Here is a 23,099-nt window from a genome sequence, read left to right as displayed (position 1 = left end):
GAAGGTTCCCGTGGAGGCCGGACGTGACAGCACAACAGAACTACCTCGCCGTGATCAAGGTCGTCGGCATCGGCGGAGGCGGCGTCAACGCCGTGAACCGCATGATCGAACTCGGCCTCCGCGGCGTCGAGTTCATCGCCATCAACACGGACGCGCAGGCGCTGCTGATGAGCGACGCCGACGTCAAGCTCGACGTCGGCCGGGAGATCACTCGCGGCCTCGGCGCCGGGGCCGACCCCGAGGTCGGTCGACGCGCTGCCGAAGACCACGCTGAAGAGATCGAGGAGGCGCTCGCGGGCGCCGACATGGTCTTCGTGACCGCGGGCGAGGGCGGCGGCACCGGCACCGGCGGCGCACCCGTCGTCGCGCGGATCGCCAAGTCGATCGGGGCGCTCACCATCGGTGTCGTCACCAAGCCGTTCTCCTTCGAAGGCAAGCGCCGCCAGCAGCAGGCCGAGTCCGGCGTCCAGCGCCTGAAGGAAGAGGTCGACACCCTCATCGTCGTCCCGAACGACCGGTTGCTGGAGATCAGCGACCGCGGCATCAGCATGCTGGAGGCGTTCTCCACCGCCGACCAGGTGCTCCTCGCCGGTGTCCAGGGCATCACCGACCTGATCACGACCCCGGGACTGATCAACCTCGACTTCGCCGACGTCAAGTCGGTCATGCAGGGCGCGGGCTCCGCGCTCATGGGCATCGGCTCCTCGCGGGGCGCCGACCGTGCCATCAAGGCCGCGGAGCTGGCGGTCGCCTCACCGCTGCTGGAGGCATCCATCGACGGTGCGCACGGCGTGCTGCTCTCCATCCAGGGCGGATCGAACCTCGGCATCTTCGAGATCAACGACGCTGCGCGCCTGGTGCAGGAGGCGGTGCACCCGGAGGCCAACATCATCTTCGGTGCGGTCATCGACGACACGCTCGGCGACGAGGTGCGCGTGACCGTGATCGCGGCCGGCTTCGACGGCGGCGAGCCGAACTCGCGTCCGGTGACGGCGGACTCGCGACGCGCGAGCTTCGTCGAGGCCGGCTCCGAGCAGTCCCAGATCGCCTCCTCGGCCGAGGTTGAAGCGGGCGAGATCCCCGCTCCGGAGACCTCGACCTGGCAGACCGGCGAGAGCCCAGTCGCCGAGGCGGCCCCGCAGAAGGACCCGGCGTTCGACGACGAGAATGACGACCTCGACATCCCCGACTTCCTCAAGTAACGGGCTGGCCGAGCGGCTCGCCGCGGTCCGGGAAGGCGTCGCCGGCGCCGCCCGGGCCGCGGGCCGTTCGCCCGAGGAGCTCACGACCATCGTCGTGACGAAGTTCCATCCCGTGTCGCTGGTGCGCGAGCTCGCGCAGCTCGGCGTCACCGACGTGGGGGAGAACCGTCACCAGGAGGCCCAGGAGAAGGCGGCCGAACTCGCCGACCTCGACCTGACCTGGCACTTCGTCGGCCAGCTGCAGAGCAAGAAGGCGCGGCAGGCGCGGCGGTACGCCTCCGTGATCCACTCGATCGACCGTGTGTCGCTCGTGGATGCGCTGGCCTCCGATGAGAACTCCGTCGACGCGTTCGTGCAGCTCAACCTCACCGACGATCCCGGCCGCGGTGGCGTCACCGACCACGACCTCGAGCCGCTGGTGGAGCACGTCCTCTCGACGCCCGGCTTGCGGCTCCTGGGCGTGATGGCCGTCGCGCCTCTCGGCGAAGAGCCCGCGCGCGCCTTCGAACGCGTCAGGATCGCCTCGGACCGCGTCCGCTCGATCGCCCCCGACGCGCGCTTCATCTCCGCCGGGATGTCGCAGGACTACCGCGAAGCGATCGCGGCAGGCGCGACACACCTTCGGATCGGGACCGCCATTACCGGGAATCGGCCGGAGCTTCGTTAATCTCGAAACAAGAGTTCGAAACGCGTGGCGAGCGTCGACGCGCAGGTCTGTACGGAGGAACCATGGCCAACCCGCTGAAGAAGACGATGGTCTACCTGGGCCTCGCCGACGAGGAGCTGGAGTACGAGGAGCAGCAGGAGCAGGTCCAGCACCAGCCCCGCCGCGAGGCACCCGTCCACACGCCGGCCGCGTCGCCCGTCCAGGCCGTCCCCCACCCCGCACCGGTCGCCCCCGCGCCCGGCCGCGCTCCGGTCACACCGCTGCGCAAGACGTCATCAACCGCACGGAATGCATCGGTACAGGAAATGAACGAGATCCTCACGGTCCACCCCCGCCAGTACCGCGACGCCCAGGCGATCGCCGAGTCGTTCCGCGAGGGCATCCCGGTGATCATCAACCTCTCGCAGATGAGCGAGGGCGACGCCCGCCGCCTCATCGACTTCGCCAGCGGCCTCTCGCAGGGCCTCTACGGCAAGATCGAGCGGGTCACCCCGAAGGTGTTCCTGCTCTCGCCCAGCCACGTCGTCGTCTCCGGCGAGCACGGCGGGCAGGACGCGGAGGTCGACGCCTCCTTCTTCGCCCAGGCCTGACCGCCGGCCACTCGACGCTCGAAGCGCACCGGGTCCCCTCAGCATCCACTGTGATGGAGCGGGGAGCCGGTGCGCTTTCGTCCATACTGGGGGAGTGCTTGTCGTCTCCATCCTCGCGACCGTCCTCTATTACGGGCTCCTGATCTATTTCTTCGTGCTGTGGGCCCGTTTCGTGCTGGATCTGGTGCGCGTGTTCGCGCGGCAGTGGCGACCGCGCGGCTTCGGTCTCGTGCTCGCGGAGTCGACGTACGTGGTCACCGATCCGCCCATCCGGTTCTTCCGCCGCATCATTCCGCGGGTCTCGATGGGTCCGGTCGCGATCGACTTCGGTTGGAGCCTGACGATGCTCGTCGTCATCATCGGCTTGTACGTGACGCTGGGATTCCGCTGAGCGTCGTTCACCGTCCGGCGGGATGCGTCGTTGTATCGTTGACGAGCCGACGCGCCGAGGTGCGGCGGCGTGCGCGACCGACGCTCGCTTTGCTAGCGTTGGCCTGCACGCGTTCGAGTTCCAATTTCACGATCTAAGGTGGCTTGCCATGGCGCTGACTCCGGAAGATGTAGTCAACAAGCGGTTCCAGCCGACGAAGTTCCGCGAGGGCTACGACCAGGACGAAGTCGACGACTTCCTCGATGAGGTCGTCGTCGAGCTGCGTCGCCTGACTCAGGAGAACGACGAGCTCAAGCAGCGCCTCGTGGCCGCCGACTCGCGGATCGCCGAGCTGCAGCGCAGCGCGGGCCAGGGCGGCGCCCCGGTCGCGGCAGCTGCCGCGCAGGGCGACAACGCCGAGGCCGAGCGCCTCCAGCGCGAGAACGAGGAGCTCAAGCAGCGCCTCGCCCAGGCCCAGCAGGAGGCCGCACAGGCCAAGCAGCAGGCCGATCAGCAGGCGCAGGCCGCTCCCGCCGCCTACCAGGCGCCGGCTGACGACGCGAACGACCCCAACGCCACCAACAACCTGCTCCAGCTCGCCCGTCGCCTCCACGAGGAGCACGTGCGCGAGGGCGTGGAGAAGCGTGACCAGCTCATCGCCGAGGGGCACGCCACCGCCGCCCGCATCGTCGCCGAGGCCGAGTCGAAGCAGCGTGCGCAGATCAGCGCGCTCGACTCCGAGCGCACCGGCCTCGAGCGCCGCATCGACGAGCTGCGCACGTTCGAGCGTGACTACCGCAAGGGCCTCAAGACGTACATCGAGAGCCAGCTGCGCGACCTCGACGCACCCGTCCAGGGTGGCGCCGCAGGCCGCTCCGCCGCCCCGGTGAGCGCAGGCAACTCTGTCCCCGCCCCGGTTTCCGCCGGTGCCTCCGACGAGTCGAACAACCAGGGCCAGCCCCCGGTCTTCCCCGGTTTTGGAGGCTAGTCCCTCCCGCCCCAAGGTCAGCATCAAGGCCTTGGCGGTCCTGGCGGTGGTCGCGCTGTGCGTGTACCTCATCGATCAGGTCGCCAAGGTCTTGGTCGTCTCTAACCTGTATGAGGGCCAGCAGCTCGAAGTCCTCGGCCAGTTGCTTCAGTTCCATTTCGTCAAGAACGCGGGTGCAGCCTTCTCCATCGGGAGCGGCTCCACCTGGATCTTCTCCATCGTCGGAGTCGGTGTCCTCGGCTTCGTGATCTGGTACGCCCCGCGCATCCGCTCGACGGCCTGGGCGGTGCTGTTCGGTCTGCTCCTCGGCGGACTGCTGGGCAACCTGACGGACCGACTGTTCCGCGCGCCGGGCTTCGGCGTCGGTCATGTGGTCGACTTCCTGCAGATCCCGCTCCTTCCGGCCATCTTCAACCTGGCCGACGTGGCGATCGTGTCCAGCATGGTGCTGTTCCTCATCCTCACGCTCCGCGGGATCGGCCTGGACGGCCGGCACGGGGCGGACGAGGAGGACGTCGCAGTGGACGACGCGAACGTCGCCGACCAGCCGGCAGCCGATCAGCCGGCAGCCGATCAGCACGACAAGCCGCAGAGCTAGATGGAGTCGCGCAGCTTCCCGATCCCGGACGGGCTCGACGGCTCGCGGGTCGACGCCGGGCTCGCCAAGCTCCTGGGCTTCTCACGCAGCTTCGCCGCCGAGATCGCGGAGGCGGGTGGTGTCACCGTCGACGGGCGTGAGGCGGGCAAGTCCGACCGTCTGGGCGCCGGCTCCTGGCTCGAGGTCTCGTGGCAGCCGAAGTCGGACGTCGAGATCGTCCCCATCGCCGTTCCCGAGCTGACCATCGTTCACGACGACGATGACATCGTCGTGATCGACAAGCCGGTCGGCGTCGCGGCGCACCCCTCCGTCGGGTGGGAGGGCCCCACCGTGCTGGGCGCGCTGGCTGCCGCCGGCTTCCGTATCTCCACCTCCGGGGCCGCCGAGCGCGCGGGCATCGTGCACCGGCTCGACGCCGGCACCAGCGGTCTCATGGTCGTCGCAAAGTCGGAGCGCGCGTACACCGTGCTGAAGCGCGCGTTCCACGACCGCACGGTCGAGAAGATCTACCACGCGGTCGTGCAGGGCCACCCGGACCCGCTCACCGGGACCATCGATGCTCCGATCGGCCGGCATCCGCGCTCGGACTGGAAGTTCGCGGTGGTCGCGGGCGGCAAGCCGTCCGTCACCCATTACGAGACGATCGAAGCCTTCCCGTCCGCGAGCCTCCTGGAGGTGCACCTGGAAACGGGACGCACCCACCAGATCCGGGTCCACATGGCCGCACAGCGGCACCCGTGCGTCGGCGACGCCATGTACGGCGCAGATCCCACCCTGAGCGCCAAGCTCGGGCTCACGCGGCAGTGGCTGCACGCCGTCCAGCTGTCCTTCGACCACCCGGCCACGGGGGAGTGGGTCACCTTCACGACGACCTACCCGGCCGACCTGCAGAACGCCCTCGACATCCTCCGAGAGGCCTAGCCCGTCGTCGTGCCCCGGCGTCGAAAACGGAGGAATTCGGTCCCGCTCGTCGCACCCTCTCCTCCCTTCCCCACGACCTCACGGCGTGTCGCGGGCGACCTCCTCCGTTTCCCACAGGCACCCCGAGAGTCGGGCCTCGAACGTCGGCAGTGGGCTTTAGGCTGAAGGGGTCATGAGCGACTCTTTCGTCCACCTCCACGTCCACAGCGAGTACTCCATGCTCGACGGGGCCGCGCGCGTGAAACCGCTGGTCGAAGCGGCTGCCGCGCAGGGAATGCCCGGCGTCGCGATCACCGACCACGGCAACATGTTCGGTGCGTTCGACTTCTGGCGCACCGCGACCGATGCCGGCATCAAGCCGATCATCGGAACGGAGGCGTACCTCACGCCGGGCACGCACCGGACGGACAAGACCCGCATCCGCTGGGGCGACGGCGGGGGCGACGACGTCTCCGGCTCCGGCGCGTACACGCACATGACGCTGCTCGCGGCCACGACCGAGGGCATGCAGAACCTCTTCCGCCTGTCGTCGATCGCGTCGCGGGAGGGGTACTACTTCAAGCCGCGCATGGACCGCGAGATCCTGAGCACCTACGCGAAGGGCATCATCGCGACCACCGGATGCCCGTCCGGCGAGGTCCAGACGCGCCTCCGTCTCGGCCAGTACGAGGCGGCCCGCGCCGCAGCCGCTGACTACCGCGACATCTTCGGCAAGGAGAACTTCTTCGCCGAGATCATGGACCACGGACTCGGCATCGAGCGACGCATCATGTCCGACCTGATCCGGCTCGCGAAAGATCTGGGCCTGCCGCTGGTCGCGACCAACGACCTGCACTACACGCACGCCGAAGACGCCAAGAGCCACGCCGCCCTGCTGTGCGTGCAGTCCGGATCCACGCTCGACGACCCCAACCGGTTCAAGTTCGACGCAGACGAGTTCTACCTCAAGACTCCCGAGCAGATGCGGCAACTGTTCCGCGACTATCCCGATGCCTGCGACAACACGCTCGCCATCGCGGAGCGCTGCGACGTGCAGTTCGACACTGCCGCCAACTACATGCCGCGCTTCCCGGTGCCCGAGAACGAGACCGAGCAGACCTGGTTCGTCAAGGAGATCGAGAAGGGTCTTCAGGAGCGCTACCCGGAGGGCATCACCCCGGAGGTGCGCAAGCAGGCCGACTACGAGATCGGCGTGATCTCGCAGATGGGCTTCCCCGGCTACTTCCTCGTCGTCGCCGACTTCATCAACTGGTCCAAGAACAACGGCATCCGGGTCGGTCCGGGCCGCGGCTCCGGCGCGGGCTCGATGGCCGCCTACGCGATGCGGATCACCGACCTCGACCCGCTCCAGCACGGCCTCATCTTCGAGCGCTTCCTGAACCCCGACCGCGTCTCCATGCCCGACTTCGACGTCGACTTCGACGACCGCCGCCGTGGCGAGGTCATCAAGTACGTGACCGAGAAGTACGGCGAGGAGCGGGTCGCCCAGATCGTCACGTACGGCACGATCAAGGCCAAGCAGGCGCTGAAAGACTCCTCCCGCGTCCTCGGCTTCCCGTTCGGGATGGGCGAGAAGCTCACGAAGGCGATGCCCCCGCCCGTCATGGGCAAGGACATCCCGCTGACCGGGATCTTCGACAAGGACCATCCCCGGTACAAGGAGGCCGTCGACATCCGGGCGGTCGTCGAGAGCGACCCGGAGGCCAAGACGGTCTTCGACACAGCGCTCGGCCTCGAGAACCTGAAGCGCCAGTGGGGTGTGCACGCCGCCGGCGTCATCATGTCGTCCGACCCGCTGATCGACATCATCCCGATCATGAAGCGGGAGCAGGACGGCCAGATCGTCACGCAGTTCGACTACCCGGCCTGCGAGTCCCTCGGGCTCATCAAGATGGACTTCCTGGGGCTCCGCAACCTCACCATCATCAACGACGCGCTCGACAACATCCGCGACAACCGGGGTCAGAACCTGGTGCTCGAAGACCTCGAGCTCGACGATCGGCCCGCCTACGAGCTCCTGTCGCGCGGTGACACGCTGGGCGTCTTCCAGCTCGACGGCGGCCCCATGCGGTCGCTGCTGCGGCTGATGAAGCCGGACAACTTCGAGGACATCTCGGCGCTCATCGCGCTGTACCGGCCCGGCCCCATGGGCGCGAACTCGCACACCAACTACGCGCTCCGCAAGAACGGCCTCCAGCCGATCACGCCCATCCACCCGGAGCTCGCCGAGCCGCTCGCCGAGATCCTCTCCACCAGTTATGGCCTGATCATCTATCAGGAGCAGGTCATGGCGATCGCGCAGAAGGTCGCCGGATTCTCGCTCGGCCAAGCAGACATCCTGCGCCGCGCGATGGGCAAGAAGAAGAAGTCGGAGCTCGACAAGCAGTTCGAGGGCTTCTCGCAGGGGATGCAGGCCAACGGCTACTCGATGGACGCCGTCAACAAGCTGTGGGAGATCCTGCTCCCGTTCTCCGACTACGCGTTCAACAAAGCCCACTCCGCCGCGTACGGGGTGATCTCGTACTGGACCGCCTATCTGAAGGCGCACTACCCGGCGGAGTACATGGCGGCGCTGCTGACGAGCGTCGGCGACTCCAAAGACAAGATGGCTCTGTACCTGAACGAGTGCCGCCGAATGGGCATCAAGGTGCTCGCTCCCGACGTCAACGAGTCGAACCTCTACTTCGCCGCCGTCGGGTCGGACATCCGCTTCGGCATGGGCGCGGTGCGCAATGTCGGCGCGAACGTCGTCGAGGGCGTCCGCGAGGCGCGTGAGAGCAAGGGGCGGTTCGAGTCGTTCCACGACTTCCTGAACAAGGTCCCCATCCACGCGGCGAACAAGCGCACGGTCGAGTCGCTGATCAAGGCCGGTGCGTTCGACTCGCTCGGCCACACCCGCCGCGCCCTCGTCGAGGTGCACGAGGATGCGGTGGAGTCGGCGGTCAAGATCAAGCGCAACGAGGCCAACGGCGATGTCGGTTTCGACTTCGACAGCCTCTGGGGCGCGGACGAGCCGGGTCAGGCTCAGCACCACATCCCGACGCGACCGGAGTGGGCGAAGCGGGACAAGCTGGCGTTCGAGCGCGACATGCTCGGGCTTTACGTCTCCGACCATCCGCTCGCCGGGCTCGAACTTCCGCTGGCGAAGCTGGCCAGCACCGGCATCGCCGAGCTGGTCGGTTCGGAGAACATCCAGGACGGCGAGACGGTCACCATCGCGGGCCTCGTGACCAGCGTCCAGCACCGCGTGGCCAAGGCCTCCGGCAACCAGTACGGCATGATCCAGGTCGAAGACTTCGGCGGTGAGCTGACCGTCATGTTCATGGGCAAGGCGTACCAGGAGTACTCGCACGCCCTTCAGAGCGACGCGATCGTCGTGGTCCGGGGGCGCGTGAGCCTCCGGGACGACGGCATGAACCTGCACGCCTTCTCGCTGATGACTCCCGATCTCGGGCAGGCGAACGACACCGGACCGCTCCTCATCACCATGCCGGACCAGCGGGCGACGACCGATACGGTGACGTCCCTCAGCGAGGTGCTGGCGCGCCATCCCGGTGAGAGCGAGGTGCGGCTGCGCCTGGTGAAGGGCCAGGTGGCGCGGGTGTTCGAGGTGCCGAAGCCGGTCACGGTGAGTGCCGACCTCTACGGAGAACTGAAGGGCCTCCTCGGCCCCAACTGCCTGGTCTGAGCCGAGCTCAGAGTTCGGGGTTCAGACGGCGGTCCCGGGGCGCCAGTACGTGCGCTCGTGGTAGACGAGCGGAGCGTCGTCCTCGCCGAGGGCGCCCTGCTCGATCTGCACCACGACGAGCGCGCTGTTGTGCACCTGCACGCGCTCCAGGATGCGGCCGACCATCCACGCCGTCGTGTCCTTGATCACCGGGAGCCCGTGCGGGCCGCGGTACCAGTGGTCGCCGACGAAGCGCTGCTGGTTGTCGCCCGAGAGGATCTGCGCGACAGCGCGGTTGCGCACCCCGAGCGTGTGGATGACGACCCGCTCGGTCTCGGCGATCGCCGGCCAGCTGGAGGCCGACAGTGCCATGTTGAACGTCGCGAGCGGCGGCACGGCCGCCAGTGACGCCAGAGACGTGGCAGTGAATCCCACGGGGGTTCCGTCCGGACGCTGCGCGGTCACGACCGCGACCCCGGCCGCGTGGCGGCGGAACGTCTGCCGGAACGCTGCGAGGTCGGGAGTGGCGTCGGTGACCGGGCCGTCGGTGGGGTCGGGGGATGCGCTGTTCATACTGTGGTTACAAGCTCGGCTCTGCGTCAGTCATTCCGGTAGGCCATTCACGGAGAGAAGATCTCCAGCGGATAGGCTTGACGGGCCATGATCCAGACCATCGACCTCCGCGGCGTCCAGCCTACCCGGGCCGCCTTCCAGCGCCTCGTGCCCCGTCCTGTCGTCGATGTGCAGGTGGCGATGTCCGTGGCGGCCGACCTCATCTCCGACGTCCGCGAACGCGGCGTTGCGGCGCTCCGCGAGCAGGCGGTGCGGTTCGACGGCGGCGCCCCCGCCTCCCTGCGCGTGCCGACCGCCGACATCGACGCCGCCGTTTCGGCGCTGCCCGCCGAGGTGCGCGAAGCGCTGGAGGAGGCGATCGCTCGCGTGCGCGAGGCGACGGCCGCGCAGGTCCCGCCTGCGGCCGAGACCACCATTCGCCCGGGTGCGACCATCGTGCAGCGCTGGGAGCCGGTCGAGCGCGCCGGCCTCTACGTGCCGGGCGGCAAGGCCGTCTACCCGTCGAGCGTCGTCATGAATGCGGTGCCGGCACAGGTCGCCGGCGTCGCGTCGGTCGCACTCGTCAGCCCGCCGCAACGCGAGTTCGGGGGAGCGGTCCACCCCGTCATCCTGGGCGCCGCGGGGCTCCTCGGCATCGACGAGGTGTACGCGATGGGAGGTGCCGGCGCGATCGGTGCTCTCGCGTACGGCGTCGAGGAGCTGGGCCTGGACCCCGTGCAGGTCATCACCGGTCCCGGAAACATCTACGTCGCGGCCGCCAAGCGCGTGGTGCGCGGCCAGACCGGGATCGACTCGGAGGCCGGGACCACCGAGATCCTCGTCATCGCCGACGATTCGGCGGACGCGGGCTACGTCGCGGCCGACCTCATCAGCCAGGCCGAGCACGACGAGGCCGCCGCCTCCCTCCTGGTCACGGACAGCCCGGCGTTCGCCGAGCGGGTCGTCGCAGAATTGGATCGACTGGCGGCGGTGACGAAGCACGCCGAGCGCGTGCGTACGGCGCTCGGCGGTCCGCAGTCCGCCATTGTCCTGGTCGACGACCTGGCCGCGGCAGCCGCGTTCAGTGACGCCTACGGGCCGGAGCACCTCGAGCTGCAGACAGCCGATCCGGATGGGCTGCTCGCGTCCATCCACAACGCCGGCGCCATCTTCCTGGGGCCGACCTCCCCGGTCAGTCTCGGCGACTACCTCGCCGGGTCGAATCACGTCCTCCCGACCGGTGGCCAGGCGCGTTTCTCGCCGGGGCTCGGCGCCTACTCGTTCCTCCGGCCGCAACAGGTCGTGCGCTACGACCGGGATGCTCTGCAGGAGGTGGCTGACCGGATCGTGGCCCTCTCCACCGCGGAGGACCTCCCGGCCCACGGAGAAGCGGTCACTCAGCGGTTCCGCACTCGCTGAGCGATAGAATCGCAGCATGTTCTGCCCTTTCTGCCGCCACCCGGACTCCCGCGTCATCGACTCGCGGACCAGTGACGACGGGCTCTCCATCCGGCGTCGTCGGCAGTGCCCGGAGTGCGGTCGCCGTTTCTCGACGACCGAGACGGCCAGCCTCAGCGTGATCAAGCGCAGCGGCGTGGCGGAACCGTTCAGCCGCGAGAAGATCGTGCTCGGTGTCCGCAAGGCGTGCCAGGGCCGCCCGGTCACCGACTCCGACCTGGCCGTGCTGGCGGGGAAGGTCGAAGAGACCATCCGGTCGACCGGAGCGTCGCAGATCGAGGCGAACGACATCGGCTTGGCGATCCTGCCGGAGCTGCGAGAACTCGATGAGGTCGCGTACCTGCGCTTCGCGAGTGTCTACCAGGCCTTCGACTCGCTCGACGACTTCGAGTCGGCGATCCGATCGCTACGCCTGGCGCACCACCCCGAGCCGGTCGCGGCGAAGTGAGTTCTGGCGAACCTCTGTTGTAGGGCCGCTTCGCGCTGCTCTGAGCTCCAGCGCGCGGTATTCTCCAACCAGCATGTATCGCGTACTCTTCGACCTCGTCCTCTCCCGTCTCGACCCTGAGCGGGCCCATCACCTGGCGTTCGTGGTGATCCGTGCCCTCCCGGCCGTGGGTCTCGGCGGCCTCGCGCGCCGCTTCACCGCGCCCGACCCGTCGCTCGCGGTGAACGCGCTGGGGCTCCGCTTCGACTCTCCTTTCGGCGTCGCGGCCGGTTTCGACAAGGACGGAGAGGCGGTGCTGGGCTTGGGCGCGCTCGGCTTCGGTCACGTCGAGGTCGGTACGATCACCGCCCTCGCACAGCCCGGCAACGACAAGCCGCGGCTGTTCCGTCTCGTTCCCGACCGCGCGGTCATCAACCGGATGGGCTTCAACAACCACGGCGCGGGTGCCGCCGCGAACCGGCTGCTGCGCGTGCGCCGTGCCACGCGGCGTCCCGTGCTCGGGGTCAACATCGGCAAGTCGCGCGTCGTCGCCGTCGAGGACGCGACCGCCGACTATCTGACGAGTGCCCGCGCTCTCGCTCCGGTCGCCGACTACCTCGTCGTGAATGTCAGCTCGCCGAACACGCCGGGCCTGCGGGGGCTCCAGGAGCTCGAACTCCTCTCGCCGCTGCTGGCCGCGGTGAAGGACGTGGCGGGAACCGTCCCGCTGCTGGTGAAGATCGCTCCCGACCTGACGGATGAGCAGGTCGAGCGGATCGCGCGTCTGGCGGTCGAGCTCGAACTGGCCGGCATCATCGCCACCAACACCACCATCTCCCGCGACGGGCTGTCGACCGACGCGTCCGTGGTCGAAGCGGCCGGGGCCGGCGGACTCAGCGGTGCTCCGCTCGCCGCGCGCTCGCTCGAGGTGCTGCGGCTCATCCGCGCCGTCGTGCCGGCCGACCTGTGCGTCATCTCGGTCGGCGGCGTCGAGACCGCGGAGGACGTCCAGGAGCGACTGGATGCGGGAGCCACGCTGGTGCAGGGCTACACGGCATTCCTCTACCGCGGCCCGCTGTGGGCGCGGCAGATCAACCGCGGGCTGCTACGCCTCCGGCGTGCCCTGGTGGAAGCGTAGGCGCCAGCGTCCTGAACTGCGCACCCAGAGCGAGCTGCGCAGGGTCGCGCCGCGCGCATCCATCGTCCGGGCGGTGAGGAGAAGCGCGTCTCCGGCGACGCGGTCGACGCCGAGCACCTCGATACCTGCCGTGGGCGCTTCGTCGACCGCGAGCTCGGAGACCAGGGCGTCGCGGCCCCACAGCCGACCCGAGCGGCCGATCTCCTCGAAGGACGGATGCAGCAGCTCCGCCAGTCGGGACGCATCCGAACGGATGGACGGTTCCAGCAGTTCGCGTTCGAGGCGCGCGACCACCTCTTCGTCCGTCTCCTCGGGCGGGAGGGCGTCGAAGAGGTCGAACTCGAGCGGGGCGTCGGAGGGGGAGGCAGCCGTCGCGACCGCGAGCTCGGGGGCCGGCTCGGCGACGCGGGGGCTTGCGGGGGTGTCGGCTTCAGCGGGCGCGGTCACTCCAGCAGCAGCCGGGCCGTCGGGCCATCCGGGACCGATCGGGATGGCGTCGCCGTTCTGATACGCGGTCGCGGCGGCGCGGGCGCGATCGTCGGCGGCCTCGTTGAGGTCATGCCCGGCGTGGCCCTTCACCCACTCGAAGCGGTAGCCCCGACCCTGCAGGGCGCGATCGAGCCGCTCGAGCAGCTCACGGTTGAGGACCGGGGCGCCGTCGGCCTTGCGCCAGCCTTTGCGCTTCCAGCCCGGCATCCACTTGGTCACCGCGTTGATCACGTACTGGCTGTCGCAGAAGATGTGCAGGTCTTCACCCAGGTGCGCCGTCGCCTCCAGGAGGTCGATGACGGCCATGAGCTCGCCCTGATTGTTCGTGCCGTGCGGCCATCCACCGGCGGACCAGTGCTCGTCGTCCACGTACCAGGCCCAGCCGGCCGGGCCGGGGTTACCGAGGGCGGAGCCGTCCGCTGCCGCGACGATCGTCACGTCAGCTCGGGAACTGGCCGCGCTTGACCTGCGGCTTCGGGAGGCGCATGACGCGCAGCTGCAGCGCGCGCATCGCGCCGTACCAGCGCAGACCGCGCTCGACCTTCGTCGTGCCGAACTTCGCGCCGATGCGGCGCTGGATGAGGAAGCCAAGCACCACGCAGTCGATCACGGCGATGGCGAAGAAGCCCCACAGCGCGAACAGGCCGTACACCTGCATGGCCGGCCACGGCAGGAACGTCAGGATGATGACGATCAGCATGACGGGGATGAGGAACTCGCCGATCGAGAAGCGGGCGTCCACATAATCGCGGACCCAGCGCCGCTGCGGGCCACGGTCACGCGCGGTCAGATAGCGGTCATCGCCGGCGGCCATGCCGATGCGCGCCTTCTCGCGCGCCTCGGACTGCTTGGCGCGGGCGTTGCGGGCCGCCTCCTTGCGGTCGGTCGGCACCAGGGGACGCTTGCGGGCAGCCTCCTGCTCGCGGCGCGAGGGCGTCGGAGCGCCCTTGCCCTGCTTCAGCCGGGCGGCCGTCTCTTCGGGGGTCTCCGCCGCGGGCGTCTCCGCCTCGGACGGGTTCTGTCGCTTTGCCAACTTCGTGCCTTCGATCGGGGGTCCGTTTAAGATTACCCGTATGACAGACAGCCAGCAGACCCCTGTTCCGTCCAGTTCCTCGGAAGCCGAGGCTTCCGCAGCGGAGGGCGCCGAGCAGAAGGTGCGTACCGCGGTCGAGGCGGGGCTGCCGTCCGCCGTCGCCGACCTCTCTCAGCTCGTCCGCATCCCCTCGGTGTCCTGGTCGGCTTTCGACCCGGCAAACGTCCGTCGGAGCGCCGAGGCCGTCGCCGCCCTGCTGACCGACACCGGCGCGTTCGACTCCGTGGAGATCAAGCAGGCGCCCATCGGCTCCGGCGACACCCTGGGTCAGCCCGCCGTCCTCGCCACACGCGCCGCCCGCAATGGCCGCCCCACCGTCCTCCTGTACGCGCACCACGACGTGCAGCCGCAGGGCGACGACGCCGGTTGGAACACGCCGCCGTTCGAGCCGACCGTGCGCGGCGACCGCCTGTATGGCCGCGGCGCCGCGGACGACAAGGCGGGCGTGATGGCGCACGTCGCCAGCGTGCGGGCGCTGCGCGAGACGTTCGGGGACGACCTCGAACTGGGTCTCGCGGTGTTCATCGAAGGTGAGGAGGAGTTCGGCTCGCGGTCGTTCGCGAACTTCCTGGAGCAGAACACGGAGGCGCTGGCCGCCGACGTGATCGTCGTCGCCGACTCCGACAACGTCGACGTGAACACCCCAGCCCTCACCGTTTCGCTGCGCGGCAACGTGACGTTCCGCCTCACCGTCTCGACGCTCGAGCACGCCTCCCACTCGGGCATGTACGGGGGCGCCGCCCCGGATGCGATGCTCGCTCTGGTGAAGCTGCTCGCCACCCTGCACGACGAGAACGGAGCGGTCGCGGTGGAGGGCCTGACCTCGTACACGGCCGCCGAGGAGCCGCCCGCGTTCAGCGAGAAGCAGCTGGCCGAAGATGCCGCGTTCCTCGACGGCGTCACCAGCGTCGGGACGGGCCCGATCCTGTCCCGGATGTGGTCCCAGCCGACCATCACGGTCACCGGAATCGACGCGCCGACGGTCGCCAACGCGTCCAACACCCTGCTGCCGAGCGTCGCCGTCCGCATCAGCTCGCGCGTCGCCCCCGGGCAGCCCGCGCGCGAAGCGTACGAGGCGCTCGAACGGCACCTGCGGGCGCATGCCCCGTTCGGCGCGCACGTCGCGATCGACGACGTCGACCTCGGCGACCCGTTCTTGGTCGACACCGCCGGCTGGGCGGCCACCGAGGCCAAGCGCGCCATGACCGACGCGTGGGGCACGGAGGCGGTCGAGACGGGCATCGGCGGGTCCATCCCGTTCATCGCCGACCTGGTGCGCGAGTTCCCGGAGGCGCAGATCCTCGTCACCGGCGTGGAGGACCCCGACACGCGCGCGCACAGCCCCAACGAATCGCTGCACCTCGGCGTCTTCAAGCGCGCGGTCCTCTCCGAAGCGCTGCTGCTTGCGCGGCTGAACGCGCGCGGTGCACACTGAGCGAATTCTCGTCTGAGAGACGTACAATCGATCCAGATTTCGTTTCGAAGTCCGAAACATCTTCGTAAGGAGACCCATGACCGACACAACGCTGACCGCGACCAAGGCTCACGGAGTCGGCCTGACCGACACCGCGGCGTCCAAGGTCAGGAGCCTGCTCGAGCAGGAGGGCCGCGACGACCTGCGTCTGCGCGTCGCCGTCCAGCCCGGTGGATGCTCCGGTCTGATCTACCAGCTGTACTTCGACGAGCGCATGCTCGATGGCGACGCGACGGTCGATTTCGACGGCGTCGAGGTCATCGTCGACAAGATGAGCGTCCCGTATCTCGACGGTGCGTCCATCGACTTCGAGGACACCATCCAGAAGCAGGGCTTCACGATCGACAACCCCAACGCGACCGGTTCGTGCGCCTGCGGAGACTCGTTCCACTGAGCCATATAGCACACGATTCGACATGGAGCCGCCCCCTCGTGGGGCGGCTCTTTTGTTCGGATCAGGGTGTCAGTCGGAGTAGGGTGGAGACAGCCACATACAGTTACATGTGAACTGTCCCAGTAGTCACTCGAAAGGTCACCGGTGCGTCACAATCGCCGTCTCCGATGGGCTGCCATCCCGATTGCCGCGGCGCTCGTCGTAGCTCTCGCGGGCTGCACTCAGGCCCAGCTGCACGGATTCCTCCCGGGCTTCGTCGAGGGCGAGCCGCCCGTCACGAACCACACCGAGCGCATCAGCGGCCTGTGGGTGACCAGCTGGATCGTCCTCCTCATCGTCGGCATCGTCGTGTGGGGTCTGATCCTGTGGGCGGTCATCGTCTACCGCCGCCGGAAGGGCCAGACCGGCCTCCCGGTGCAGCTGCGTTACAACATGCCGATCGAGATCTTCTACACGATCGTGCCGCTCATCCTCGTGCTCGGATTCTTCGCCTTCACCGCGCGTGACCAGGCCGCGATCGAGAAGCCGTACGCCAACCCCGACCTCAAGATCCAGGTCTACGCGAAGCAGTGGGCGTGGGACTTCAATTACGTGACCGACAACGTCTACGACCCGGGAGTCCAGGTCCAGCCGGATGACAACAGCGCCACCCCCGGCTCGGTCCAGGAGGGCAAGGTCCCGACCCTGTACCTGCCCGAGAACAAGAAGATCACCATCCAGCTCGATTCGCGCGATGTGATCCACTCCTTCTGGGTGCCGGCGATGCTCTACAAGAAAGACGTCATCCCGGGCAAGACCAACTACCTCTACTTCGAGACGACGTCCCGCACCGGCACCTTCGTGGGCAAGTGCGCCGAACTCTGCGGCGAGTACCACTCGGCGATGCTCTTCAACGTGAAGATCGTGTCGCAGGACGAGTACGACGCCCACATCCAGAGCCTCAAGGACCAGGGATACGAGGGCCAGCTGGGCTCCGAGTACGACCGCAACCAGAACCTGCCGGGAAGGGGCGCCCCTTCGGGCCCCCAGGGCGGCAACGAGTAGGACGCACTGATGACGACGACAGCACCGGCGCCGGGAGCGACCACCGCCCCCAAGCCCACGCCAACGTTCCTCACCGCGAACGGTGTGGAGCGCAAGGGCAACATCCTCGTGAACTACATCACGTCGACGGACCACAAGACGATCGGGTACATGTACCTGATCTCGTCCTTCATCTACTTCCTGATCGGCGGCGTGATGGCGCTGATCATTCGCGCTCAGCTGTTCGAGCCGGGCCTCAACATCGTGGCGACGAAGGAGCAGTACAACCAGCTCTTCACGATGCACGGCACGATCATGCTGCTCATGTTCGCGACGCCGCTGTTCGCGGGCTTCGCCAACGTGCTCATGCCGCTGCAGATCGGTGCGCCTGACGTCGCCTTCCCGCGACTCAACGCACTGGCTTACTGGTTCTACTCGTTCGGTTCGCTGATCGCGGTCGCCGGCTTCCTCACCCCGCAGGGCGCCGCCTCGTTCGGGTGGTTCGCCTACGCCCCCCTCTCGAGCACGACGTTCTCACCGGGAATCGGCGGCAACCTCTGGGTGCTGGGCCTCGGGCTCTCGGGCTTCGGCACCATCCTCGGTGGCGTGAACTTCATCACGACGATCATCACTATGCGCGCTCCGGGCATGACCATGTTCCGCATGCCGATCTTCACCTGGAACACCCTGGTGACCTCGATCCTCGTGCTGATGGCCTTCCCGGTCCTCGCGGCCGCTCTGTTCGCCCTCGCCGCCGACCGCGTCTTCGACGCTCACATCTATGACGCCGCAAACGGCGGAGCCCTGCTCTGGCAGCATCTGTTCTGGTTCTTCGGGCATCCGGAGGTCTACATCATCGCGCTGCCGTTCTTCGGCATCGTGTCCGAGATCTTCCCGGTCTTCAGCCGGAAGCCGATCTTCGGGTACAAGACGCTGATCTACGCGACCATCTCGATCGCCGCCCTGTCGGTCACCGTGTGGGCCCACCACATGTACGTCACCGGTTCGGTGCTGCTGCCGTGGTTCTCGCTCATGACGATGCTGATCGCGGTCCCGACCGGTGTGAAGATCTTCAACTGGGTCGGAACGATGTGGCGCGGGTCGCTCACGTTCGAGTCGCCGATGCTGTGGTCCATCGGCTTCCTGATCACGTTCACCTTCGGTGGCCTGACCGGCGTGATCCTGGCGTCGCCGCCGCTCGACTTCCACGTGTCCGACACCTACTTCGTCGTCGCGCACTTCCACTACGTGGTGTTCGGCACCGTCGTCTTCGCGATGTTCGCCGGGTTCTACTTCTGGTGGCCCAAGTGGACCGGCAAGATGCTCAACGACCGGCTGGGCAAGTGGCACTTCTGGCTGCTGTTCATCGGTTTCCATACGACATTCCTGATCCAGCACTGGCTCGGTGTGGTGGGCATGCCGCGTCGGTACGCGACCTACCTGCCGTCCGACGGGTTCACCTGGATGAACCAGGTCTCGTCGATCGGCGCGGGCATCCTTGCGATCTCGATGATCCCGTTCTTCGTCAACGTCTATCTGACCGCGCGGAACGCGCCGAAGGTCACCGTGAACGACCCCTGGGGCTACGGCCGTTCGCTCGAGTGGGCGACCAGCTGCCCGCCACCGCGGCACAACTTCACGTCGATCCCGCGCATCCGTTCCGAGTCCCCGGCGTTCGACCTGAACCACCCCGAGGCGGGCATCCCGATCGGTGTGGGTCCGGCGAAGGACGCCCCCGACGCCCCCGTGCACGATGTCGCAAAGGACGAGGTGAAGTAACCATGCGCGCCAATGCCATCCTGTTCTGGATCCTCTCGGCCTTCTTCGTCCTCTCGGCCGTCGTCTACACGCTGTGGAACCTGCTCGACGAGTTCCACCGCAACGTGGAGTGGGTGGGGACGGTCGGTATGCTCCTCGCAGCCGTCCTCTCCGCGTTCATCGCCTTCTACGTGGGCCGATCGCACTCGGCTCAGGGCGGCGAGCTGCCGGAGGACCGCCTCGACGCCAACATCGACGACGGTGACGCCGAGCTCGGCCACTTCAGCCCGTGGAGCTGGTGGCCGTTCGCTCTGGCGCTCGGCGCCGGTCTGGTCATCCTCGGCCTCGCCGTGGGCATCTGGATCTGCTTCATCGGCGTCGCGTTCAGCCTCGTCTGTATCGTCGGCTGGGTCTACGAGTACTACCGCGGCTACTTCGCCCGCTGACCCACCCGCATCACCCACGCGAGAGGGCCGCTTCCCCCGGGGAGGCGGCCCTCTTGCCGTCTGGCCGGCGGTGGTGTTCGACCGTCGGCACTTCGCTGCATCCGGTGGTCCCAACATGCCGTTCTGACGCTTTCCAAGCGGCATGTCGGGACCAGTCGATGCCCGGCGGCAAGCGTGTGTAGCGGACGCGGCCGCGTCAGCGGCGCGTGAGGCGGAGGACGTCAACGGAGACGCGGGTTTCGTCCGGTCCAGCCGACTGTAGGCGGTCGGCGGCCGCATGGCGCGCCGACGGGCCCATGCCCACGAGGGCGTCGCGAAGGTCGGGCGTGAGCGGTAAGTCGTACGCGACCGATTCTCGGCTGTGGAGGGCGTACAGGGGCTCCGAGGTGCTGATCACGTCGTCCGCCTTGTCGGACGGGATGTCGAGCATCGCCCCGCCCGCCCGCAGCGAGCCGAGGTGGTCGGCGCGCGGCACGACCACGACGAGCTCGCCGTGCGGGCTGAGGACGCGGTGGAACTCCGGCAGGTTACGCGGCGCGAAGACGTCGAGAATCGTATCCGCTGTTCCCGATCGTGCAGGGAGCGGGCGCCAGGTGTCCGCGACCAGCCCGTCGACCCGCTGGGACGACCGCACGGCGCGCGTCACCGCTTGCGGTGACAGATCCATGGCGAGGCCCAGGGACGCACCGGCGGCTCCGAGAGCGGCGCGCAGGTAGTAGCCGGTGCCTGCGCCCGCGTCGAGGATGCGGTCGCCACGGGCAGCGGACGCGACCGCGGTGGCGATGGGGGAGTAGGCGCCGCTTTCCAGCACCAGTTCGCGCGCATCCAGCATGTCGGCGGTGTCGCCGAGGTGCTTCGTGCCTCCGCCCAGGAGCGAGACGAAGCCGCGCTTGTTGACGTCGTGGCGATGTCCGTTGGCGCACGCGAGTGTCAGCGGTGCGAACGGCTCCAGGTCGGCGGAGCAGACGGGACAGCGCAGCCAGGCAGCGAGCCGGGGGAGGTCGAGGGGCATGGCGGGAGGCCTCAGCTAAACGGGAGCGACGAGCAGCGGATGGTGGATACGCGAAAGCGCCGGCGCGAATGTTCGCACCGGCGCTTGTCGCGAGGTCGGGCCTCAGTGGTGGTCGTGACCGGACTCGAGCTCGCCACGGTTCGGCGGGACCAGGCGGTCCTCGAAGAACCAGCGGGACAGCCCCGCGCGCACCCGGTTGGCCGCCGTGATCTTGCCGCGACGGTTCGGGCGGAGCATCAGCGGCTCGTACGACTCGAACGAGACCAGGCGCCAGCGCTCGTAGTCGCTCAGCTGCTCGTGCACCTCGATGTACTCGCCGCCGGGCAGCTTCACGATGCGGCCGCTCTCGTACCCGTGCAGGGCGATCGAGCGGTCCTTCTTCTGCAGAGCAAGGCAGACGCGCTTCGTGACGACGTACGCGATGAGCGGGCCGATGAAGAGCAGCGCCTGGAGGGTGTGGATCACGCCCTCCATCGTCAGCTTAAAGTGCGTCGCGATGATGTCCGAGCTCGCCGCGGCCCAGAAGACCGCGTAGAACGTGACGCCGGCTGCACCCACCGCGGTGCGGGCTGCGGCATTGCGCGGGCGGTCCAGGATGTGGTGCTCGCGCTTGTCGCCGGTGATCCAGGCCTCAAGGAACGGGTAGAACATGACCGTCACGATGAAGACCCCGAGGATCGCGACCGGGACGATGATGTTGAACGACCAGGTGCGGTCCAGCCAGACGAACTCCCAGCCCGGCGGCACGAGACGCAGCGCGCCGTCCGCGAACCCGATGTACCAGTCCGGCTGGGTGCCGGCGGAGACGGGGGAGGGGTCGTACGGACCGTAGTTCCAGATCGGGTTGATGGTGAACAGCGACGCCATGAGCGCCACGACACCGAACACGATGAAGAAGAAGCCGCCGGCCTTGGCCGCGTACACCGGCAGCACCGGGTACCCGACGACGTTGCCCTGCGTGCGCCCCGGAGCCGCGTACTGCGTGTGCTTGTGGATGACCACGAACATCAGGTGCAGCGCGATGAACGCGACGACGAGCGCCGGCAGCAGCAGGATGTGCAGCGTGTAGAGGCGTCCGACGATCGCGGTTCCCGGGAACTCGCCGCCGAAGAGGAGGAAGGAGATCCAGGTGCCGACCACCGGCAGGCCCTTGATGAGGCCGTCGATGATGCGGAGGCCGTTGCCCGAGAGCAGGTCGTCCGGCAGCGAGTATCCCGTGAAGCCCTCGGCCATCGCGAGGATGAACAGCACGAAGCCGATCACCCAGTTCAGCTCACGCGGCTTGCGGAACGCGCCGGTGAAGAAGATGCGAAGCATGTGCAGGCCGATCGCGGCCACGAACAGCAGAGCCGCCCAGTGGTGGATCTGACGCACGAGCAGGCCGCCGCGGATCTCGAACGAGATGTTGAGCGTGGACTGCATCGCCGACGACATCTCGATGCCCTTGAGGGGCACGTACGAGCCGTTGTAGACGACCTCCGCCATGGAGGCCTGGAAGAAGAACGTGAGGAAGGTTCCCGACAGCAGGATCACGATGAAGCTGTAGAGCGCGACCTCGCCGAGGAGGAAGGACCAGTGATCGGGGAAGATCTTCCTGCCGAACTCCTTGACGGCGCCCGAGATGCTGGTGCGGTCTTCGAGGTAGTTCGCGGCTGCTGCCGTGAACCCGCCCTTCGAAGCCGTCGTCTGTGCCGCTGGTGGTGCGGCGGTCGTGGTGCTCAATGGCGCTCCCAGAAACTTGGGCCGACGGGCTCGTGGAAGTCGCTGCGGGCGACCAGGTAGCCATCGGCGTCAACGGTGATCGGCAGCTGCGGCAGGGGCCGCTTCGCCGGTCCGAAGATGACCTGCGCTTCGTGCGTGATGTCGAACTGCGACTGGTGGCACGGGCAGAGCAGGTGGTGCGTCTGCTGCTCGTAGAGCGCCACCGGGCACCCGACGTGCGTGCAGATCTTGGAGTAGGCGACGATGCCGTCGTAGTTCCAGTTCTCACGGCCCTTGGACACGTGCAGGTCCTCGGGCTTGAGGCGCATGAGGAGCACGGCCGCCTTGGCCTTCTCCTCAAGCATGTTGTCGGCCTCGTTGAGGCCCTCGGGGATGACGTGGAACGCGCTGCCGAGGGTGACGTCGGAGGCCTTGATGGGCGTACCGGTTGGGTCGCGGGTCAGGCGCACGTTCTTGGCCCACATGGTGTTGGCGAGCAGCTCCACCGGGTCTTCGTTCTGGGGAGCGAAGCCGCGGAACAGGATGACCGCGGGGAGCGGGAAGGCGATCAGCGCACCGATGAGACTGTTGCGCACCAGCGTGCGGCGGCTGAAGCCCGACTCCTCGTCGGCCTGGCGGAAGATCTCCGCGGCCCGCTCGGTCGTGCCCTCGCTGCCGCGCACGGGGTGCCGGAGGTCTACGCCCTCCTTCTCGTGCATGAGCGCCTTGCCCCAGTGGACGGCGCCGATACCGATGGCGAGGAGCGCGAGCGTGCTGCCGATTCCGATGAACAGGTTGTTCAAACGCACCGAGCCGGGATCGCCGTCGACGATCGGGAACGCCAGGTAGGCGGCGACCGCCCACACCGAGCCCACGATCGACAGGTAGAACAGCGTGTAGACGACGCGCTCGGCGCGCCGTTCCTTCCGCGGGTCGAGGTCGGTGACGCGCGGGCGGTGCGGCGGGAACCCGGGGTTCTCGACCGCATCGCGGATGACCACCGCGGTCCCGGGGTCTCCGGTCCGGTGCTCCTCAGGCGAACGGGCGGGCGTCAGCTCGTGACCACCGTTCTCGTCCTGTGCCATTGTTCTCCTTCTTACGCTGTGTTCGTGCCTGTGTGCCGGTGGTTGG

General features: G+C 68.1%; 22 protein-coding genes. 16 read left to right on the top strand and 6 right to left on the bottom strand.

Translation table 11 applies throughout. The annotated features are described in order from the left end of the window. The first annotated feature begins 23 nt into the window (after positions 1-23). From ftsZ to dnaE, 8 genes are all read left to right on the top strand, one after another. A complete protein-coding gene (gene ftsZ / locus AB4Y74_RS09995) occupies positions 24-1,202 on the top strand; it encodes a cell division protein FtsZ (RefSeq protein WP_441798932.1) in 1,179 nt (392 codons plus the stop codon). Next, positions 1,168-1,869, top strand: a complete 702-nt coding sequence (locus AB4Y74_RS09990; RefSeq protein WP_441798931.1) for a YggS family pyridoxal phosphate-dependent enzyme — start codon at positions 1,168-1,170, stop codon at positions 1,867-1,869. Before ftsZ ends, AB4Y74_RS09990 begins: the two co-directional genes overlap by 35 nt. A gap of 62 nt (positions 1,870-1,931) precedes the next feature. Beyond that, positions 1,932-2,459, top strand: a complete 528-nt coding sequence (locus AB4Y74_RS09985; RefSeq protein WP_441798930.1) for a cell division protein SepF — start codon at positions 1,932-1,934, stop codon at positions 2,457-2,459. Between the two features lie 94 nt (positions 2,460-2,553). Continuing rightward, the gene (locus AB4Y74_RS09980) at positions 2,554-2,850 is read left to right on the top strand and encodes a YggT family protein (RefSeq protein WP_441798929.1); all 297 of its coding nucleotides are present in this window, start codon (positions 2,554-2,556) and stop codon (positions 2,848-2,850) included. A 148-nt stretch (positions 2,851-2,998) separates the two neighbouring features. After that, complete coding sequence (locus AB4Y74_RS09975) at positions 2,999-3,817, top strand: DivIVA domain-containing protein (RefSeq protein ID WP_441798928.1); 819 nt, start codon at positions 2,999-3,001, stop codon at positions 3,815-3,817. 31 nt (positions 3,818-3,848) lie between these two features. Beyond that, positions 3,849-4,415, top strand: a complete 567-nt coding sequence (lspA, locus tag AB4Y74_RS09970) for a signal peptidase II (protein WP_441798927.1) — start codon at positions 3,849-3,851, stop codon at positions 4,413-4,415. After that, a complete protein-coding gene (locus AB4Y74_RS09965) occupies positions 4,416-5,336 on the top strand; it encodes an RluA family pseudouridine synthase (protein WP_441798926.1) in 921 nt (306 codons plus the stop codon). A gap of 172 nt (positions 5,337-5,508) precedes the next feature. Further along, positions 5,509-9,024, top strand: coding sequence for a DNA polymerase III subunit alpha (gene dnaE, locus AB4Y74_RS09960; protein WP_441798925.1), 3,516 nt, complete (start codon positions 5,509-5,511; stop codon positions 9,022-9,024). A 21-nt stretch (positions 9,025-9,045) separates the two neighbouring features. On the opposite strand, the gene AB4Y74_RS09955 is transcribed toward dnaE, so the two are convergent. Further along, positions 9,046-9,576: a flavin reductase family protein gene (locus tag AB4Y74_RS09955; RefSeq protein WP_441798924.1), complete on the bottom strand. Its 531-nt coding sequence runs from the start codon at positions 9,574-9,576 to the stop codon at positions 9,046-9,048. A gap of 87 nt (positions 9,577-9,663) precedes the next feature. Between AB4Y74_RS09955 and hisD the strand changes: the two genes are divergently transcribed. The 3 genes from hisD to AB4Y74_RS09940 all read left to right on the top strand — a co-directional run bounded on the left by hisD (position 9,664) and on the right by AB4Y74_RS09940 (position 12,578). Then, entirely contained in the window at positions 9,664-10,974 is a 1,311-nt protein-coding gene (gene hisD / locus AB4Y74_RS09950; RefSeq protein WP_441798923.1) for a histidinol dehydrogenase, read from the top strand. Positions 10,975-10,990: 16 nt separating this feature from the next. Further along, on the top strand, positions 10,991-11,461 hold the full coding sequence (gene nrdR, locus AB4Y74_RS09945) for a transcriptional regulator NrdR (RefSeq protein ID WP_441798922.1): 471 nt from the start codon (positions 10,991-10,993) through the stop codon (positions 11,459-11,461). A gap of 73 nt (positions 11,462-11,534) precedes the next feature. Further along, a complete protein-coding gene (locus AB4Y74_RS09940) occupies positions 11,535-12,578 on the top strand; it encodes a quinone-dependent dihydroorotate dehydrogenase (protein ID WP_441798921.1) in 1,044 nt (347 codons plus the stop codon). Here AB4Y74_RS09940 and AB4Y74_RS09935 read toward each other — a convergent pair. Both AB4Y74_RS09935 and AB4Y74_RS09930 read right to left on the bottom strand, forming a co-directional pair. Beyond that, complete coding sequence (locus AB4Y74_RS09935) at positions 12,546-13,505, bottom strand: RNase H family protein (protein ID WP_441798920.1); 960 nt, start codon at positions 13,503-13,505, stop codon at positions 12,546-12,548. The genes AB4Y74_RS09940 and AB4Y74_RS09935 overlap by 33 nt on opposite strands. Before the next feature lies 1 nt (position 13,506). Continuing rightward, positions 13,507-14,100 (bottom strand): DUF3043 domain-containing protein, encoded by a 594-nt coding sequence (locus tag AB4Y74_RS09930; protein WP_441798919.1) that lies wholly within the window; start codon positions 14,098-14,100, stop codon positions 13,507-13,509. 40 nt (positions 14,101-14,140) lie between these two features. Here AB4Y74_RS09930 and AB4Y74_RS09925 point away from each other — a divergent pair, with 40 nt between their 5' ends. From AB4Y74_RS09925 to AB4Y74_RS09905, 5 genes are all read left to right on the top strand, one after another. Then, positions 14,141-15,595 carry a dipeptidase gene (locus AB4Y74_RS09925; RefSeq protein ID WP_441798918.1) on the top strand — a complete coding sequence of 485 codons (1,455 nt, stop codon included), beginning with the start codon at positions 14,141-14,143 and terminating at the stop codon, positions 15,593-15,595. Between the two features lie 76 nt (positions 15,596-15,671). Further along, complete coding sequence (gene erpA / locus AB4Y74_RS09920; RefSeq protein ID WP_441798917.1) at positions 15,672-16,028, top strand: iron-sulfur cluster insertion protein ErpA; 357 nt, start codon at positions 15,672-15,674, stop codon at positions 16,026-16,028. A gap of 144 nt (positions 16,029-16,172) precedes the next feature. Continuing rightward, positions 16,173-17,072: an aa3-type cytochrome oxidase subunit II gene (gene ctaC / locus AB4Y74_RS09915; RefSeq protein WP_441798916.1), complete on the top strand. Its 900-nt coding sequence runs from the start codon at positions 16,173-16,175 to the stop codon at positions 17,070-17,072. A gap of 9 nt (positions 17,073-17,081) precedes the next feature. Further along, a complete protein-coding gene (ctaD, locus tag AB4Y74_RS09910; protein ID WP_441798915.1) occupies positions 17,082-18,830 on the top strand; it encodes an aa3-type cytochrome oxidase subunit I in 1,749 nt (582 codons plus the stop codon). Between the two features lie 2 nt (positions 18,831-18,832). Further along, the gene (locus tag AB4Y74_RS09905; protein WP_441798914.1) at positions 18,833-19,255 is read left to right on the top strand and encodes a cytochrome c oxidase subunit 4; all 423 of its coding nucleotides are present in this window, start codon (positions 18,833-18,835) and stop codon (positions 19,253-19,255) included. 196 nt (positions 19,256-19,451) lie between these two features. Here AB4Y74_RS09905 and AB4Y74_RS09900 read toward each other — a convergent pair whose 3' ends face one another. The 3 genes from AB4Y74_RS09900 to qcrA all read right to left on the bottom strand — a co-directional run bounded on the left by AB4Y74_RS09900 (position 19,452) and on the right by qcrA (position 23,053). Next, complete coding sequence (locus AB4Y74_RS09900; RefSeq protein WP_441798913.1) at positions 19,452-20,267, bottom strand: putative RNA methyltransferase; 816 nt, start codon at positions 20,265-20,267, stop codon at positions 19,452-19,454. 102 nt (positions 20,268-20,369) lie between these two features. After that, entirely contained in the window at positions 20,370-21,989 is a 1,620-nt protein-coding gene (gene qcrB, locus AB4Y74_RS09895; protein ID WP_441798912.1) for a cytochrome bc1 complex cytochrome b subunit, read from the bottom strand. Further along, complete coding sequence (qcrA, locus tag AB4Y74_RS09890) at positions 21,986-23,053, bottom strand: cytochrome bc1 complex Rieske iron-sulfur subunit (protein ID WP_441798911.1); 1,068 nt, start codon at positions 23,051-23,053, stop codon at positions 21,986-21,988. The genes qcrB and qcrA overlap by 4 nt, the downstream gene beginning before the upstream one ends. Between the last annotated feature and the right edge of the window lie 46 nt (positions 23,054-23,099).

The organism is Leifsonia sp. RAF41 (assembly GCF_052114085.1).
In the GTDB taxonomy this organism is placed as follows: Bacteria; Actinomycetota; Actinomycetes; order Actinomycetales; family Microbacteriaceae; genus Leifsonia.
Note: the sequence above shows the minus strand (reverse complement) of the source record. Positions and strands in the feature narration are given on the sequence as shown.

Excerpts from the sequence above, each read along its gene's own strand:
- AB4Y74_RS09990 (WP_441798931.1), top strand. The coding sequence starts at position 1,168 with ATGACGACCTCGACATCCCCGACTTCCTCAAGTAACGGGCTGGCCGAG.
- AB4Y74_RS09985 (WP_441798930.1), top strand. The coding sequence starts at position 1,932 with ATGGCCAACCCGCTGAAGAAGACGATGGTCTACCTGGGCCTCGCCGAC.
- AB4Y74_RS09975 (WP_441798928.1), top strand. The coding sequence starts at position 2,999 with ATGGCGCTGACTCCGGAAGATGTAGTCAACAAGCGGTTCCAGCCGACG.
- AB4Y74_RS09965 (WP_441798926.1), top strand. The coding sequence starts at position 4,416 with ATGGAGTCGCGCAGCTTCCCGATCCCGGACGGGCTCGACGGCTCGCGG.
- dnaE (WP_441798925.1), top strand. The coding sequence starts at position 5,509 with ATGAGCGACTCTTTCGTCCACCTCCACGTCCACAGCGAGTACTCCATG.
- AB4Y74_RS09955 (WP_441798924.1), bottom strand. The coding sequence starts at position 9,576 with ATGAACAGCGCATCCCCCGACCCCACCGACGGCCCGGTCACCGACGCC.
- hisD (WP_441798923.1), top strand. The coding sequence starts at position 9,664 with ATGATCCAGACCATCGACCTCCGCGGCGTCCAGCCTACCCGGGCCGCC.
- nrdR (WP_441798922.1), top strand. The coding sequence starts at position 10,991 with ATGTTCTGCCCTTTCTGCCGCCACCCGGACTCCCGCGTCATCGACTCG.
- AB4Y74_RS09940 (WP_441798921.1), top strand. The coding sequence starts at position 11,535 with ATGTATCGCGTACTCTTCGACCTCGTCCTCTCCCGTCTCGACCCTGAG.
- AB4Y74_RS09925 (WP_441798918.1), top strand. The coding sequence starts at position 14,141 with ATGACAGACAGCCAGCAGACCCCTGTTCCGTCCAGTTCCTCGGAAGCC.
- erpA (WP_441798917.1), top strand. The coding sequence starts at position 15,672 with ATGACCGACACAACGCTGACCGCGACCAAGGCTCACGGAGTCGGCCTG.
- ctaD (WP_441798915.1), top strand. The coding sequence starts at position 17,082 with ATGACGACGACAGCACCGGCGCCGGGAGCGACCACCGCCCCCAAGCCC.
- AB4Y74_RS09905 (WP_441798914.1), top strand. The coding sequence starts at position 18,833 with ATGCGCGCCAATGCCATCCTGTTCTGGATCCTCTCGGCCTTCTTCGTC.
- AB4Y74_RS09900 (WP_441798913.1), bottom strand. The coding sequence starts at position 20,267 with ATGCCCCTCGACCTCCCCCGGCTCGCTGCCTGGCTGCGCTGTCCCGTC.
- qcrA (WP_441798911.1), bottom strand. The coding sequence starts at position 23,053 with ATGGCACAGGACGAGAACGGTGGTCACGAGCTGACGCCCGCCCGTTCG.